Annotated in this window: 12 protein-coding genes; 5 read left to right on the top strand and 7 right to left on the bottom strand. The window is 70.4% G+C overall.

The window, feature by feature from the left end:
* The first annotated feature begins 40 nt into the window (after positions 1-40).
* Together AC1VNX_RS27285 and AC1VNX_RS27280 are read left to right on the top strand one after the other, a co-directional pair.
* On the top strand, positions 41-1,090 hold the full coding sequence (locus tag AC1VNX_RS27285; RefSeq protein WP_483160705.1) for a purine-nucleoside phosphorylase: 1,050 nt from the start codon (positions 41-43) through the stop codon (positions 1,088-1,090).
* 2 nt (positions 1,091-1,092) lie between these two features.
* On the top strand, positions 1,093-1,641 hold the full coding sequence (locus AC1VNX_RS27280; protein ID WP_483160704.1) for a hypothetical protein: 549 nt from the start codon (positions 1,093-1,095) through the stop codon (positions 1,639-1,641).
* Positions 1,642-1,644: 3 nt separating this feature from the next.
* On the opposite strand, the gene AC1VNX_RS27275 is transcribed toward AC1VNX_RS27280, so the two are convergent.
* The 5 genes from AC1VNX_RS27275 to AC1VNX_RS27255 all read right to left on the bottom strand — a co-directional run bounded on the left by AC1VNX_RS27275 (position 1,645) and on the right by AC1VNX_RS27255 (position 6,365).
* Positions 1,645-2,340 carry a TIGR02117 family protein gene (locus tag AC1VNX_RS27275; protein ID WP_483160703.1) on the bottom strand — a complete coding sequence of 232 codons (696 nt, stop codon included), beginning with the start codon at positions 2,338-2,340 and terminating at the stop codon, positions 1,645-1,647.
* Between the two features lie 7 nt (positions 2,341-2,347).
* Positions 2,348-3,541: a DNA polymerase IV gene (gene dinB / locus AC1VNX_RS27270; protein ID WP_483162024.1), complete on the bottom strand. Its 1,194-nt coding sequence runs from the start codon at positions 3,539-3,541 to the stop codon at positions 2,348-2,350.
* A gap of 115 nt (positions 3,542-3,656) precedes the next feature.
* The gene (locus tag AC1VNX_RS27265; protein ID WP_483160702.1) at positions 3,657-4,277 is read right to left on the bottom strand and encodes a YiiX family permuted papain-like enzyme; all 621 of its coding nucleotides are present in this window, start codon (positions 4,275-4,277) and stop codon (positions 3,657-3,659) included.
* 31 nt (positions 4,278-4,308) lie between these two features.
* Positions 4,309-5,793 carry a TRAP transporter large permease subunit gene (locus AC1VNX_RS27260; RefSeq protein WP_483160701.1) on the bottom strand — a complete coding sequence of 495 codons (1,485 nt, stop codon included), beginning with the start codon at positions 5,791-5,793 and terminating at the stop codon, positions 4,309-4,311.
* A gap of 8 nt (positions 5,794-5,801) precedes the next feature.
* Positions 5,802-6,365: a C4-dicarboxylate ABC transporter substrate-binding protein gene (locus tag AC1VNX_RS27255; RefSeq protein WP_483160700.1), complete on the bottom strand. Its 564-nt coding sequence runs from the start codon at positions 6,363-6,365 to the stop codon at positions 5,802-5,804.
* Positions 6,366-6,459: 94 nt separating this feature from the next.
* On the opposite strand from AC1VNX_RS27255, the gene AC1VNX_RS27250 reads away from it, so the two are divergent.
* Positions 6,460-7,023 carry a putative glycolipid-binding domain-containing protein gene (locus AC1VNX_RS27250; protein ID WP_483160699.1) on the top strand — a complete coding sequence of 188 codons (564 nt, stop codon included), beginning with the start codon at positions 6,460-6,462 and terminating at the stop codon, positions 7,021-7,023.
* Positions 7,024-7,033: 10 nt separating this feature from the next.
* Here the strand turns inward: AC1VNX_RS27250 and AC1VNX_RS27245 are convergent, their stop codons facing one another.
* A complete protein-coding gene (locus AC1VNX_RS27245; RefSeq protein WP_483160698.1) occupies positions 7,034-8,029 on the bottom strand; it encodes a Bug family tripartite tricarboxylate transporter substrate binding protein in 996 nt (331 codons plus the stop codon).
* Positions 8,026-8,946 carry a LysR family transcriptional regulator gene (locus AC1VNX_RS27240; protein WP_483160697.1) on the bottom strand — a complete coding sequence of 307 codons (921 nt, stop codon included), beginning with the start codon at positions 8,944-8,946 and terminating at the stop codon, positions 8,026-8,028. The genes AC1VNX_RS27245 and AC1VNX_RS27240 overlap by 4 nt, the downstream gene beginning before the upstream one ends.
* Positions 8,947-9,067: 121 nt before the next feature.
* Here AC1VNX_RS27240 and AC1VNX_RS27235 point away from each other — a divergent pair, with 121 nt between their 5' ends.
* A complete protein-coding gene (locus tag AC1VNX_RS27235; protein WP_483160696.1) occupies positions 9,068-11,803 on the top strand; it encodes a tannase/feruloyl esterase family alpha/beta hydrolase in 2,736 nt (911 codons plus the stop codon).
* The gene (locus tag AC1VNX_RS27230; protein ID WP_483160695.1) at positions 11,800-13,164 is read left to right on the top strand and encodes an alpha/beta hydrolase; all 1,365 of its coding nucleotides are present in this window, start codon (positions 11,800-11,802) and stop codon (positions 13,162-13,164) included. The genes AC1VNX_RS27235 and AC1VNX_RS27230 overlap by 4 nt, the downstream gene beginning before the upstream one ends.
* Positions 13,165-13,196: the final 32 nt, after the last annotated feature.

Below are 13,196 nucleotides of genomic sequence, written 5' to 3'. Positions count from 1 at the left end.
GCGCAAGTCCTGCCGTTTTTCTTTCTTACCGGGTCCCAGAATGAGTTCGTTCAAGTCTTCCCTTTTCGCCGCCCGCTGGCTGGCCGTGCCCGCAGCGGCGCTGCTCTTCACGGCCTGTGCATCCACTTCCCCGACCACGGTAACGGCCTCCGCTGCAGCCGCGCCCGTGAAGGTCAAGGTCTTCGTCGCCGCCATGTTCGAGATCGGCAAGAACACCGGCGACCGCGCCGGCGAGTTCCAGCACTGGTACGAGCGCTACTGGAAGGACGCCAGGCCCATCGCCGTGCCCGGTGCGCTGCAGCCCGTGTACTGCAACGCCGACGGCGTCTGCGGCTCGGTGCTCGGCATGGGCAAGGTCAATTCGTCCTCGTCGATGCAGGCCATCCTGCTGAACCCGCAGTTCGACTTCTCGCAGAGCTACTACGTCATCTCCGGCGTGGCCGGCACGCCGCCCTCGCGCGGCACCATCGGCGAGGTGAGCTGGGCCACCTGGCTGGTCGACTACGACCTCGGCCACCGCTGGGCGCCCGAGGAGAACAAGCCCGGCGAGCCCACCTTCATGCCGCGCAAGGGCTACGAGGAATACCGCCGCTTCAGGCTCAACCCCGACCTCGTGAGCTGGGCCATGAAGCTCTCGGCCGACACCCCGCTGAAAGACTCCGAATCGGCCCGCAAGTACCGCCTGCGCTACCCCGACGCGGCGGCGCGCCGCGCCCCCTTCGTCGGCACCGGCACCCACATGACGGGCGACACCTTCTTCCACGGCCCCGGCATGTCGAAGCAGGCCCAGTACATCGCCAAGCTCTACGGCGCCGACGATTACGTCATCACCGAGATGGAGGCCGCCGCCATCACCCTCGTCATCAAGCGCACCCACGGCACCGACCGCGTGATGAGCCTGCGCGGCGCCGTCAACTTCGACCAGGGCAACCCGAAGGAAAGCACGCTGCAGCACCTGGACCCGGCACCGGGCGAGACCGCAGGCGGCTTCGCCGAGACGGTGGAGAACATCGAGCTGGTGGGCAGCCGCGTGGTGGATCACATCGTCGCGAACTGGTCGAAGTGGTCGGGTGGGGTGCCCAAGCCCTGAGCGTGATGGACGATTCCGCCATGTGGCTGGCCGTGCAGAGCATCCGCTGTCGCTGGACGAAGGCCGGGCGCGATGCGGAGCAGGGCCGGTTGCGCAACCAGGCGCCGATGCGCCTGCCCCTCGCCGGGCTCGAGGCGTGCCTGCCGGACTCACCCGTAGTGGGCGGGGTGCTGTGGCAGGAGATCGTGCTGCGTTCCGACGGCGGCGCCTTCGAAAGCACGCCTGCCGCAGCGGCAACCTGGAAGTCATGGAACGCGCAGCAATTGCGCGAGCAGGGCTATGAATGGCGGGCGCAGCCGGGCGGCGGCATGGCAATCGGCTGGTGGCACGACAGCGCTGCGCACCACACCGGCCAGCCGCAAGCGCTGGGCATCCTTCGGCCCGGCCAGTGGCTGCGCGTGGTGACCCATCGGCGCGCGAACGGCTGGGACTACTGGGCCTGGGAAAGGCGCGTGACCAATCTGATGTGCGTGGACCGCACGCATTCGCTCGATGTCTTCGCGAGCACGCTGCCGGTGCGTGCACTCGGCGAGGAGCCGCACCTCTACTGACTTCTACCGGATCGCGCCGGGCCGCGCCGGCTGCATGTGCCACGTCACCGTGAAGTCGAAGGGCGTCCAGCGGCTGACGGTGACGCCCGCCTGGCGCAGGCCCCGGCCGGTCCAGGTGTTGCAGGTCTCGAAGAGGTTGTAGCCGCCTTCGGCTTCGTAGAACGCGTCCTGCGCGTCGTAGTGGGCGCCCGCGATGGGCGTGGCCTTGCCCGATGGCAGGGCGGCGCGCACGTAGGCGGCGAGCTGCGCGTACTGCGCCTGGGTGAGCGGCAGGCTGTAGGCGCCTTGTCCGAGCTGGTTGCGGCGCAGGTAGCTCACGTGCAGCAGCGCGCGGTTGCCGCCGGCGAGCGCTCCGAAGGCGCGCGATGCGGTCAGGTCGGCCCAGGTGGGCGTGTTCAGGTAGAACTCGCGGTCGCCCCAGCCGATGGCGATGAACTCGGCATCGGGCGGCGGCGCCTTGAAGTCCTTCAGCGGAAACAGCTGCGGCCAGTCGATGGCGGCGGAGCGCACCGGGAACACGTAGTCGGTGTGCACGCCGTTGCTCAGCACCCAGGCCTGCACTTCGGCGCCGGCATTCTTCGGTGACTCGGCATTGGCGGGCCAGAGCACCAGCGCGCAGGCCGTGGCCACGTACAGGCCCACGAGCGCGACGAAGCCCAGCAGGGTGAAGGCCATGCGTCGCAGCCAGCGTTTGGCCATCGTGCGTTCAGAACAGCGAGGCGGTGGTCGCCACCGGTTCCGACGCCGCGCGGTGCGCGCCGGAGCCGGCGGGGGCCAGCGCCTCGGGACTGCCGGCCTTGGCCAGCGCGCCCACGCGCACGCCCAGCAGCCGCAGCGGGCGCTCCAGCGGCACGCGCTTCAGGCACAGGCCGCCGGTGTGGCGGATGGTCTTGGCGTCGGAGGTGAAGCGGTCGATGGTCTGGTCGCGCGTGGCGATCTTGAAATCGTCGTAGCGCAGCTTGATGCCGATGGTCTTGCCCACGTAGCCCTTGCGCTGCAGGTCGGCGGCGAGCTGCTCGCACAGCTGCGTGAAGATCGCGCCCAGCTCGGCGCGGTCGCGCACCGCGTGCAGGTCGCGGTCGAATGTGGTCTCGCGGCTCATCGACACGGGCTCGCTCTCGGTCACCACCGGGCGGCTGTCGCGGCCCCATGACACCTCGTGCATCCACGCGCCGGTGGCCTTGCCGAAGTTGGCGACGAGCCAGTCGCGGTCGCGCGCCGCGAGCTGGCCCACGGTCTCGATGCCGAAGCGCTTGAGCTTCTCGTCGGCCTTGGGGCCGATGCCGTTCACCTTGCGGCAGGGCAGCGGCCAGATGAGCTTCTCCAGGTCGTCCTCGTAGACGACCGAGATGCCGTTGGGCTTGTTGAACTCGCTCGCCATCTTGGCGATGAGCTTGTTGGGCGCCACGCCGATGGAGCAGGTGAGGCCGGTGGCGTCGAAGATGGCCTTCTGCAGCAGCCGCGCGAGCGAGCGCCCGCCATCGCGCTGGCCGCCGGGCACGTCGGTGAAGTCGATGTAGACCTCGTCCACGCCCCGGTCTTCCATGAGCGGCGCGACCTCCAGGATGATCTTCTTGAAGGCGCGCGAATAGCGCCGGTATTCGTCGAAGTCCACCGGCAGGATGATGGCCTGCGGGCACAGCTTGGCGGCCTTCATGAGCCCCATCGCCGAGCCCACGCCGAACTGCCGCGCCGGGTAGGTGGCGGTGGTGATCACGCCGCGGCCGGTGTAGTCCTTCAGCAGCGGAAAGGCCTCCACCGGGATGTCGGCCAGCGTGCCGCCCTCGGGCAGGTTGCGGATGGCCTCGTCCACGCGCCTGCGCCCGCCGCCGATCACCACCGGCAGGCCCTTGAGCTGCGGATAGCGCAGCAGCTCGACGGACGCGTAGAAGGCGTCCATGTCGAGGTGCGCGATGCGGCGGATGGGTGGGACCGGTGGGGCCGATGGGGTCTGGGAGCTCACGGAAACGATTGTCTCGCGGCTCGGCGCGGCGTGCGCGCCGGGGGCGATTCGATCAGCGTGTTTCCACGGTCACGAGCAGGGGCGAGTCGAACATCGCCACCGGGGAGATCACCGGCTCGTCCATCGGAACCTTGTCGCCGTAGCGCTCGCGCATCTTGGCGCGCACCGCCGGGTCCTTCAGGTTGAACTCGCGGATCTTCTGCAGCTCGCCGATGCGCACGCCCAGCGCGCGCTGGTAGAGCTTCCACACGAGCTCGGAGCAGTAGATGCGCTGGTCCGACCATTCGAAGGTCAGGTCGTAGGGCCGGCCCTCGAAGTCGGAGGTGCGCGCGCGCAGCTTGGCCACGGCGCCGGGTGTCAGCAGCGCGTCGGCGTCTCGCAGCCGCTTCACCACGTAGTGCCCGCCATTGCCGCGCGCCGTCCATTGCGCGAGCGGCGTGTAGCGCACGGTGGAGACGGCCTCGAACACGTAGGGCTTGCCGCCGCGCATCAGCACGATGCCCATGTGGCTGAAGCGCGAGCCGGTGGCGCGTTGCACCGCGAGGCTCTGGGCCGAGCGCGAGGTGTGGAAGATGATGTCGCCGTCCTTCAGCGCGGTGGCGGCCGCATGGGCTGGGCCGGTCAGGAGCGCGGACAGTGCCAGCGCGAGGGCCGCGAGGAGCTTGGAGGTCATGGACGCGCATTGTGCGGCACGTCGCGCGCGGCTATTTCTCCTCGGGCGGCGGTGCGCTGTCGCCCGTATCGGGCGGTGCCATCTCGCGCATCAGGCGCTCCACCGCCTCGTCGTTCATCGGTTGGGCGGGCGCGAGCGCGGTGGGTGAGGTGCGCAGCCAGCGCGTGGTCACGGGCAGCGCCATCACCAGCGCGGTGACCGTGGCGAGGACGGCGAGGTACGGCGCCAGCACCAGCGCGACGGCGGCCGCCGGCGGGCGCGGCTTCACCTGCCCGCGCGCCAGCACCAGTGCGTAGCCGAAGGGCGGCAGCAGAAAGCCGGCCTGCAGCACCAGCAGCGTGAGCGTGGCGATCCAGGCCGCGTCGTCGAGCTGTGCGAGCACCGGCGGCATGACGATGGGCACGATCAGGAAGATCAGCTCGAAGGCGTCGAGCACGAAGGCGAAGGCGAGCAGCACGGCCAGCACCACCGCGAGCCCGATGGTCGGATGGTCCTGCAGCGACAGCATGAGCCGTGCGATCAGCCCGTCGGTGCCGAAGCCGCGCAGCAGCAGCGAGAAAGTGGTGGCCGCCACCAGCAGCGCATAGAGCGCGCCGGTGAGTGCCATCGCGTCGTCCAGCACCTGCCAGAGCACCGCGCGCGTGAGCTGGCGCGACACCAAGCCCCAGCCCAGCAGCAGCACGCAGGCGGCCGCCGCGCCTTCGACCGCGCGCACCTTGCCGAGCGTGACCAGCACCAGCAGCGCGCCGATCAGCAGCGGCACGAGCAGCAGCGTCCAGCCCTCGCGCCGGCTCAGCGGTTCGCGCGGCGTGGTGCTCGGGGGCTTGCCGCGCGCGCCGAACCAGGCCACGGCGAGCCATCCGGCCAGCAGCGCCGCCGCCGGCATCAGCGCGGCCTGCAGGATGTCCTGCGTGTTGACGATGCGGTTGGCCGCGCTGGCCGAAGGCAGTGCCAGCTCGCGCGCCATGTTCACGCCCTCGGTGTGGGCGCGCAGCATCGCGTCGCCGAGCAGCAGAAGCACCAGCGAGGGGGGCACGATCACGCCGAGCGTGCTGGTCACCGCCACCAGCGCGGTGCGCTGCGCCTCTGGCAGACCCTCGCGCGCCCAGCCCCGGCCGGCGGTGCGCGCCAGCGTGAGAAGGCTGGCGCCCACCGAGCCGTTCATCGGCGCGAGCAGCAGCCCCAGCACCATGCCGGCCAGCTCGGGCGCGGCACGCGGCGCGGCGAAGGCCAGCACCTTGCGCAGGCCGTTGTACAGGTGGCCGGCCAGCGCCAGCCGGTTGAGCAGCGCCCCCACCAGCGCGTAGAGCGCGAGCGCCTGCAGCAGGTCGTGCTCCAGCAGGCCGACGATGCGCCACGGCAGGTTCTGCAGCAGCGCAAGGTCGAAGGCGCCCAGCGCGAGGCCGGCCAGCGCGCCGATGGTGCATGTGCCCAGCAGCACGGCATACGTGGGCCAGCCACTGGTCATCATCAGCGCCAGGGCCAGCGCGAGGAGGGCGAGTCCGAGCCAGGGCATCGGTTTGTCTAGGACCCGATTTGTCCGCTGCTTTCCGGCGGCTCGGTCGGACGCAGCTCATGCCACAGGTCGAGCGCGCTCTGCACCGCCAGCAGCGCGGCGAGCAGCAGCAGCGCCACCTTGATCATGAAGTAGCCGGGGTTGAAGGTATCGGGAAAGAGCTCGAGCGCCGCCACCGAGCGCATTACCGGCGCCGCCGCCGTCACGAGCAGGAACAGCGACCACGGCAGCACGCACAGCGCGGCGCCGATGCGGCGCAACCGCGCGTGGCGCCCGGCGGTGTCGGCGGCCAGGTCGGGGCGGGCCACCAGATGCGCGCCTCGTCGCCCGGCATGCCGCAGCGCCACCGCCACGTACAGCGCGAACAGCCACTGCGCCAGGTCATTGGCCTGCGTCGGCCCGTTGCCCGAACCGGCCAGGTCGCGCAGCGGCCATTGGGCGAAGAGCAGCAGCGCGATCGCGATGGCAAAGGGCATCGCCGCGCGGTCGATCCAGTCGAGCCAGCGCGGGGCGGGCGGTGTGGAGGGGCCGGGGGGCTCTGTGGGATGCTGGGTGTCTGCCGGTGGCGTCATGCGGAGAAATCGTCACCCCCGAACCTGACTGCCACCTGCGGCACGGCGGGTCATTGCTTGCGCACCGCAGCATGCCGGTGCCATCATGCGCGCCATGCAAACGGTCGCCTCCATCCTCTGGCGCAGGCTCGACGTACCGGGCCACGATGCCTGCCGCCTCGAACGCAATGCCTCGGCCTGGCAACTCGACGGAGCCGCCGTGTTCCGCCTGGAAGACGGCCGCATCGGCCAGCTGCACTACCGCGTGCGCTGCGACCTGCTATGGCACACCCAGTGGGGCACCGTGCGCGGCTGGCTCGGCGACTCTGCAATCGACCTCTCCATCGCCCGCGACGCGCGCGGCCACTGGAAGCTCAACGACGAAGCCGTGCCCGACCTGTCGCACTGCATCGACCTCGATCTGGGCTTCACGCCCGCCACCAATCTGCTGCAACTGCGCCGACTGGGCCTCGCGAAGGGCGAGGGCGCGGATGCGCCTGCCGCATGGCTCGATATCGATGGCGGCGGCGGGCTCAGCGAGCTGATGCAGCGCTACGAGCGGCGCGGCGAGAACGAGTATGCGTACGAGGCGAAGCGCTTCGACTACGCGGCCACGCTGGGCGTCACGGCCGACAGCTTCGTGCGCGACTACCCCCGGCTCTGGGTGGCCGAGGGCTGAGACCGAAGACTCAGTCGAACTGCGCCCGATCCCCCGTCACCAGCTCCTGGTTGCGCCGCCGGTCCAGTGCGATCTCGTGCGCGAAGGCGTCGCTGCCGCCGCCGGCCGGCAGGTTGTAGGCCGCGCGCAGCCGTGCGCGCACCGCGTCGCTTTCCAGCACGCGGTTGATCTCCGCGTTGAGCGCCTGCACCACCGCGCCAGGCGTGCGTGCCGGCGCGAAGATGCCGAAGAGCGAATCGCGGTTCGCCTTCTCGAAGCCCAGTTCCGCGAGCGTCGGCACGACAGGCAGCGCCTCGATGCGCGCCGGCGCGCCCACGGCCAGCGCCTGGAAGCGGCCGCCTTCGATGTATTGAAGCTGCTGCGCTGCGACGTTGGTGGAGAGCACTTCGAACTGGCCGCTCAGCGCGTCGTTGAGCTGCGGACCGCCGCCCTGGTAGGGGATGTGCGTGATGTCGGTGCCGCTCTGCACGCGCACCTGCGCGAGCACCAGGTGGCCGATGGTGGCCACGCCAGACGTGGCCCATCGCACTTCTCCCGGCTGCCTGCGCGCCTGCGCGATCAGCTCGCCGAAGCCTCGGCCGGTGAAGGCGGGCGTACCCACCACCAGCACCGGGGTGCGCATGACGCTGGCCACGGGCACGAAGGCGCGTATCGGGTCGTAGGGCACGCGCGCCAGCAGCGGGTGCAGCGTGAGCGGGCTGATGGCGGAGAAGGCCAGCGTGCTGCCATCGGGCGTGGCGCGGGCGAGTGCATCCATGCCGAGGCTGCCGCCCGCGCCGGGGCGGTTTTCGATGAGCACCGGCACGCCGAGCGAACGTGCGAGCGGCTCGGCGAGCACGCGGGCCATGCCGTCGCTCACACCGCCGGGCGGGTAGACCACGATCAGGCGCAACGGCCGGTTCGGCCACAGCGCGGGCGCCGCATGCAGCATGCGTGGCAATGCGCAGGCCGCTGCGAGCAGGGTGCCGGCGCGCTGCAGCAGGTGGCGGCGGCGAAGCCGGGTCATGAGCCGGGGTTCTCCTGCGCCAGCCTGCGCAGCAGCGCAGCGAAATTCAGCGCGGGCAGGTTGTCTTCGTCCGCGCGCGAGACCAGCGTGAGCGGCGCATCGAGCTGGCCGCCGTCCGCGAGCCGCGTGTAGGCGATGGCGTGCGCGTGCACGCCGTGCATCGAGGCCGGCACCACGGAGAGGCCGACACCCGCGGCCACGAGATTCAGGTTGGTCATCATTCGATCGACTTCGGCCACCACGCGCGGGCGCAGCCCCTTGGCGTGGCACAGCGCGAGCAGGTCGGCATACAGGCCCGGCGCGCCCGGGCGCCGCACGAGGATGATGCCTTCCTCGCAGAGCTTCGCGAGCGGCAGCGGGCGCGAGTCCTTGTCGCGGCCGCGGGCAAGGCGATGGTCGCTGGGCATGGCGACCAGCACCGGCTCGCGCAGCAGCGTCTCGAAGAGCAGCCCCTCGGGCCGCGCGACCGGCACGCGCAAGAGGCCGCAGTGCAGGCGGTTGGCGGCCAGCGCCTCGGTGAGCTCGGCCGCGTTGTCCTCGCGCAGCTGCAGCTCGACATCAGGGTAGGCGCGGCGGAACTCGCGCAGCGCCTCGGGCATGAAGCGGTGCGCGGCCGCCGAGCTGGTGAAGCCCACCGCGAGCGTGCCGGCCTGGCCCTTGGCCACGCGCGTCATGCGCTGCTTCATCGATTCCATGTCCTGAAGCATGCGCAGCGCCTCGGCCTGGAACAGCCGGCCCGCGTCGGTGAGCGCCACGCCGCGCGGATGGCGCCGGAACAGCAGCACGCCCAGCTCGCGCTCCAGCGCCTTGATCTGCTGGCTCAGCGGCGGCTGCTGGATGCCCAGTTGCTCGGCCGCGCGCGTCATGTGGCCGGTCTCGGCGACGGCGGCGAAGTAGCGCAGTGCCCGTATGTCCATATTTTTTTCGTATGAAAAGTGCCTTGTTATTTTATTTGACCCTAAGTCACCCCGAATCTATCTTCCGGCCGCCCATTCAAGAACAAGCGGTCCACCGAGGCCGCATGCCGGAGACAAGTCCATGCGCCAGCAGCGCCCTGCATCGAAGTTTCTCGCCGTCGCCAGCGCGATCGGCATTTCGCTCGTCCTTGCCGCCTGCGGTGGCGGAGGCGGCGGGGGAGGAGGCGGCTTCGGCTTCCTGCCGACCGCCACAACGCCGACCATGCCGCCCGCCAGCGGCGGCGACAACCCGCCCAACAACCCGCCGCCCCCGCCGCCCCCGCCGGTGCAGCCCGTCGTCTCCTGCGCCGACCTCGCGGGCAGGAGCCTGCCGGCCTCGCTCATCAGCCTGCCCACGCAGGGCGCCACCGTCACCAGCGCCACGCCCGTCGCCGCGAGCGACGCCGGCAACACGCTGGGCGACTACTGCCGCGTGCGCGGCACGATCCAGCCGGTGGACCCCAATTCGCAGTCCATCAACTTCGCGATCAACCTGCCCGAGAAGTGGAACCGGAAGACCATCCACTTCGGCGGCGGCGGCTTCGACGGCGTGCTGATCGACGGCACCGAGGTCATTCGCTTCGGCCCCGCCGGCAAGCCCGCGCCGCTCGCGCTGGGCTACGCCACCTACGGCGACGACTCGGGCCACCAGTCGGGCAGCATCACCGATGGCAAGTTCGCGGCCAACGACGAGCAGCTCGCCAACTACGGCGGCAACTCGCTCAAGAAGACACGCGACGTGGCGCAGGCGCTGGTGCTCGTGCGCTACGGGATGGCGCCGAAGCACGCCTACTTCCTGGGCACATCCACCGGCGGGCGCGACGCGCTGAGCTACATCCAGCGCTGGCCGCTGGACTACGACGGCGTGATCGCCAACGAGCCCGCGCTCAACTACACCGGCACGCGCCTGTCGAACGTGGCCGTGGGCCGCGCGCTCTACAACAACGGCGGCGCCGGCTGGATGAACGTGGCGAAGACACTGCTGGTGCAGAAGGCCGCGATGCAGGCCTGCGACAAGCTCGACGGCGCGGCCGACAGCATCGTGAGCAATGTCGAGAGCTGCCGCCTTCTGAACAGCCAGATCCTGGCCTCGCTGCGCTGCAGCGGCGGCGCGGACACGGGCGACACCTGCCTGTCGGACGCGCAGCTCGCAACCGTGCGCGCAATCGAATCGCCGCTGGACTTCAGCACCTACTCGCTGGCCAACGGCGTGAAGCGCGCGGGCGGCTACAACCTGCTCGAGGGCGCGCTGGTGGCCGGCCCCTTCACCACGCGCGACCTCGGCACGCGCAATGTGCCGGCCAACCCCGCCAGCTCGGCCGACGCCAACATGTACGTCACCGGCGACCAGTGGGTGAAGTACTTCGTCACGCGCATCGCGAACTTCGACACGCTGGGCTTCGATCCATTGAACCCAGGCAGCTACACCGCGCGCGTCACGGAGGTGTCGAACCTCACCGACGCCACCAACCCGAACCTCGCGCCGTTCTTCGCGCATGGTGGGCGGCTCATCATGCTGCACGGCCTGGCCGACGAGGTCATCAGCCCGAACTCCACCATCGACTACTACAAGCAGCTCATCGCCACGGTGGGCCAGGCGGCGGTCGACCAGAGCGTGCGCTTCTACACCGTGCCCGGCATGGGCCACGGCACCGGCAGCTTCATTCCCAACTGGGATTCGCTCGCCGCGCTCGAAGGCTGGGTGGAGAACGGCCTCGCGCCCGCCACCGGCGTGGCGGTGGACGCCGTGGCCGGCACCTACGGCCGCACGCGCCCGCTGTGCCAGTTCCCGGCCTGGCCCAAGTACCGCGGCAGCGGCAGCCTGGACGCGGCCGTCAACTACAGCTGCGTGACCGAGGTCGGCGACCCGCTGGCCTGCCCGAACCTGCCCGCGACTGCTACCACCTACAAGGGCGGCGACAGCTTCGGCGAGGAACTGCGCGTGCAGATCGACCCGGCCACGATGGCCTACACGGTGACCATCGATGCGAGCCTGCAGCGCACGGTCGGTACGGTGCGCGCCGGTACGCTGGTGTCCGAGGGCAACTGCAGCTACGCCAGCGCGGAGAGTGGGGCAGTGTTCAGCTTCGGCGCGGGCGGCGTGCTGTCGGGCGGCGTGAATGCGCCGAGCGGCGGCGGCTTCGCTCCGCTGCTGGCGTTCCAGAACACCTTCCAGAACGCGGCGACGCCGACGGTGTTCAACCCCGTCTCGAACATCTTCAATGCGGTGGGCGTGCAGCAGGGCACCGGCGGCACGACCGCGCAGGCGCTGACGGTGCGTCTGCGCAATGCCGGCACCTTCCAGTACTGCCGCGATGCCGCCAACGGCTTCATGATCTACGACACGACCTGCGCGCTGACCGAGAAGGGCTACATCGCCTACAACGGCGCGCGCGGCGCCTTCGACCTGTTCACGACCTCGCCGGCGGGCAGCGCCGTGACCACGGGCGGCACGCTCACCGGCTCGATGGTCATCGGGCTCGTCAACGGCGCGGCGGTGCCGATGCACCTGGTGCGCGAGTCGGCAGCGAACGCGGGCATGCGCCTCTTCGGCCTGCAGCAGAGCCTGGTCAGCGGCACGGCGGACGGCAGCTATGCGCTGCTCAGCGTCAAGGGCGAGAACCACGATGCCACGGTGAGCGGCAGCGGTTTCAATCTCGCAGGTGCGGCGGCCACGCTGAACTACGACACCCCCGTGCTCGGCGTGGCGCAGGCCGATGCCGGCCGGCCAGGCAATTTCATCTTCAACAGCGGCGTCCTCGCATTCGTCTCCACCGACGCGGCGAAGGCGGCGCTCGAATTCGGAGTACGCCATTGAAAAAACGACTCTCCAGCCTCGCGGCTTCCACTGCCTTCGCGCTGCTCGGCGCGGCATCGGGCATGTATGCGCATGCCGCGCCTTCCGGCCCGAAGGCTGCCACCTGCCCCTCGCCGGTGCCCGAGTCGGCGCGCTGCTACACCGGTGAGGACGGCGCCGGCTCGTTCTACTGGATCGCCATTCCGAAGGACTGGGCCAAGGACGCCGGCCGCGTTCTCGTGATGCACGCCCACGGCGGCCCCGAGACCGGCCCGCCCAGGCTGGAGCGCAGCGAGGAAGACCTGAAGCGCTGGGCCGTCACCGTGAAGGCCGGCTATGCATGGGCTGCTTCCACCTACAGGCGCGGCGGCTACGGCGTGACCATGGCGGCGGAAGACACCGAGCGCTTGCGCCGGATCTTCGTGCGCCATTTCGGCCAGCCGCACCGCACGCTGCTGCACGGTCAGAGCTACGGCGCGGGCGTGGCGGCGAAGGCGGCGGAGCTCTATGCGCCGGCCGGCAGCGCCAAGTCGCCTTACGACGGCCTGCTGCTCACCAGCGGCGTGCTCGGCGGCGGCAACAGCGCCTACGACTTCAGGCTGGACCTGCGCGTGGTGTACCAGTACGTCTGCCGCAACCATCCGCGCCCCGACGAGCCGCAGTACCCGCTGTGGATGGGACTGCCGCTCGATTCGAAGCTCACGCGCGCCGACCTCGCCGCGCGCGTGAAGGAGTGCACCGGCGTCGGCCTGCCCGCCGCACAGCGCACGCCGGAACAGGCGGCGCGGCTGAAGACGATTCTTTCGGTCGTGAAGATCCAGGAGCGTTCGCTGCCGGGCCACCTCACCTGGGCGACCTGGCTGTTCCAGGACCTGGTGCAGAAGCGCCTCGAAGGCCGCAACCCCTTCGGCAACATCGGCGTGGTCTACAGCGGCTCGGCCGACGACGCGGCGCTCAATGCCGGCGTGCTGCGCTACGCCGCCGATCCGCAGGCCAAGGGCGCGCTGGCGGCCGACAGCCAGCCCACCGGCCGCACCTCGCTGCCCACCGTGGGCCTGCATGCCATCGACGACCCGACCGCCTTCGTCGAGCTGGAGAACTCCTACCGCCGCATCCGCGATGCGGCGGGCACCGGCAATCTGCTGGTGCAGAGCTTCAGCAGCGAGCGCGAGCACAGCTACCTGAGCGACTCGGAATACCCCGCGCTCTTCGCCGCGCTGCTCGACTGGATCGAAGGCGAGAAGCCCACGCCCGAAGGCCTCGCGCAGCGCTGCAAGGCGCTGATGCCGCGCTACGACACCGACGGGAAGAACGGCTGCCACATCCAGCCCGCGTGGCAGCCGCCCACGCTCGAAAGCCGCGTGCCGGCCCGTGCGCCCTGAACCATTTTTCAAGCCAACCTCACGGAGACATC

It is taken from the genome of Variovorax sp. TLI9-5A (genome assembly GCF_056867935.1).
The sequence above is the reverse complement of the archived record's forward strand: the minus strand, read 5'-3'. Positions and strand labels throughout refer to the sequence as shown.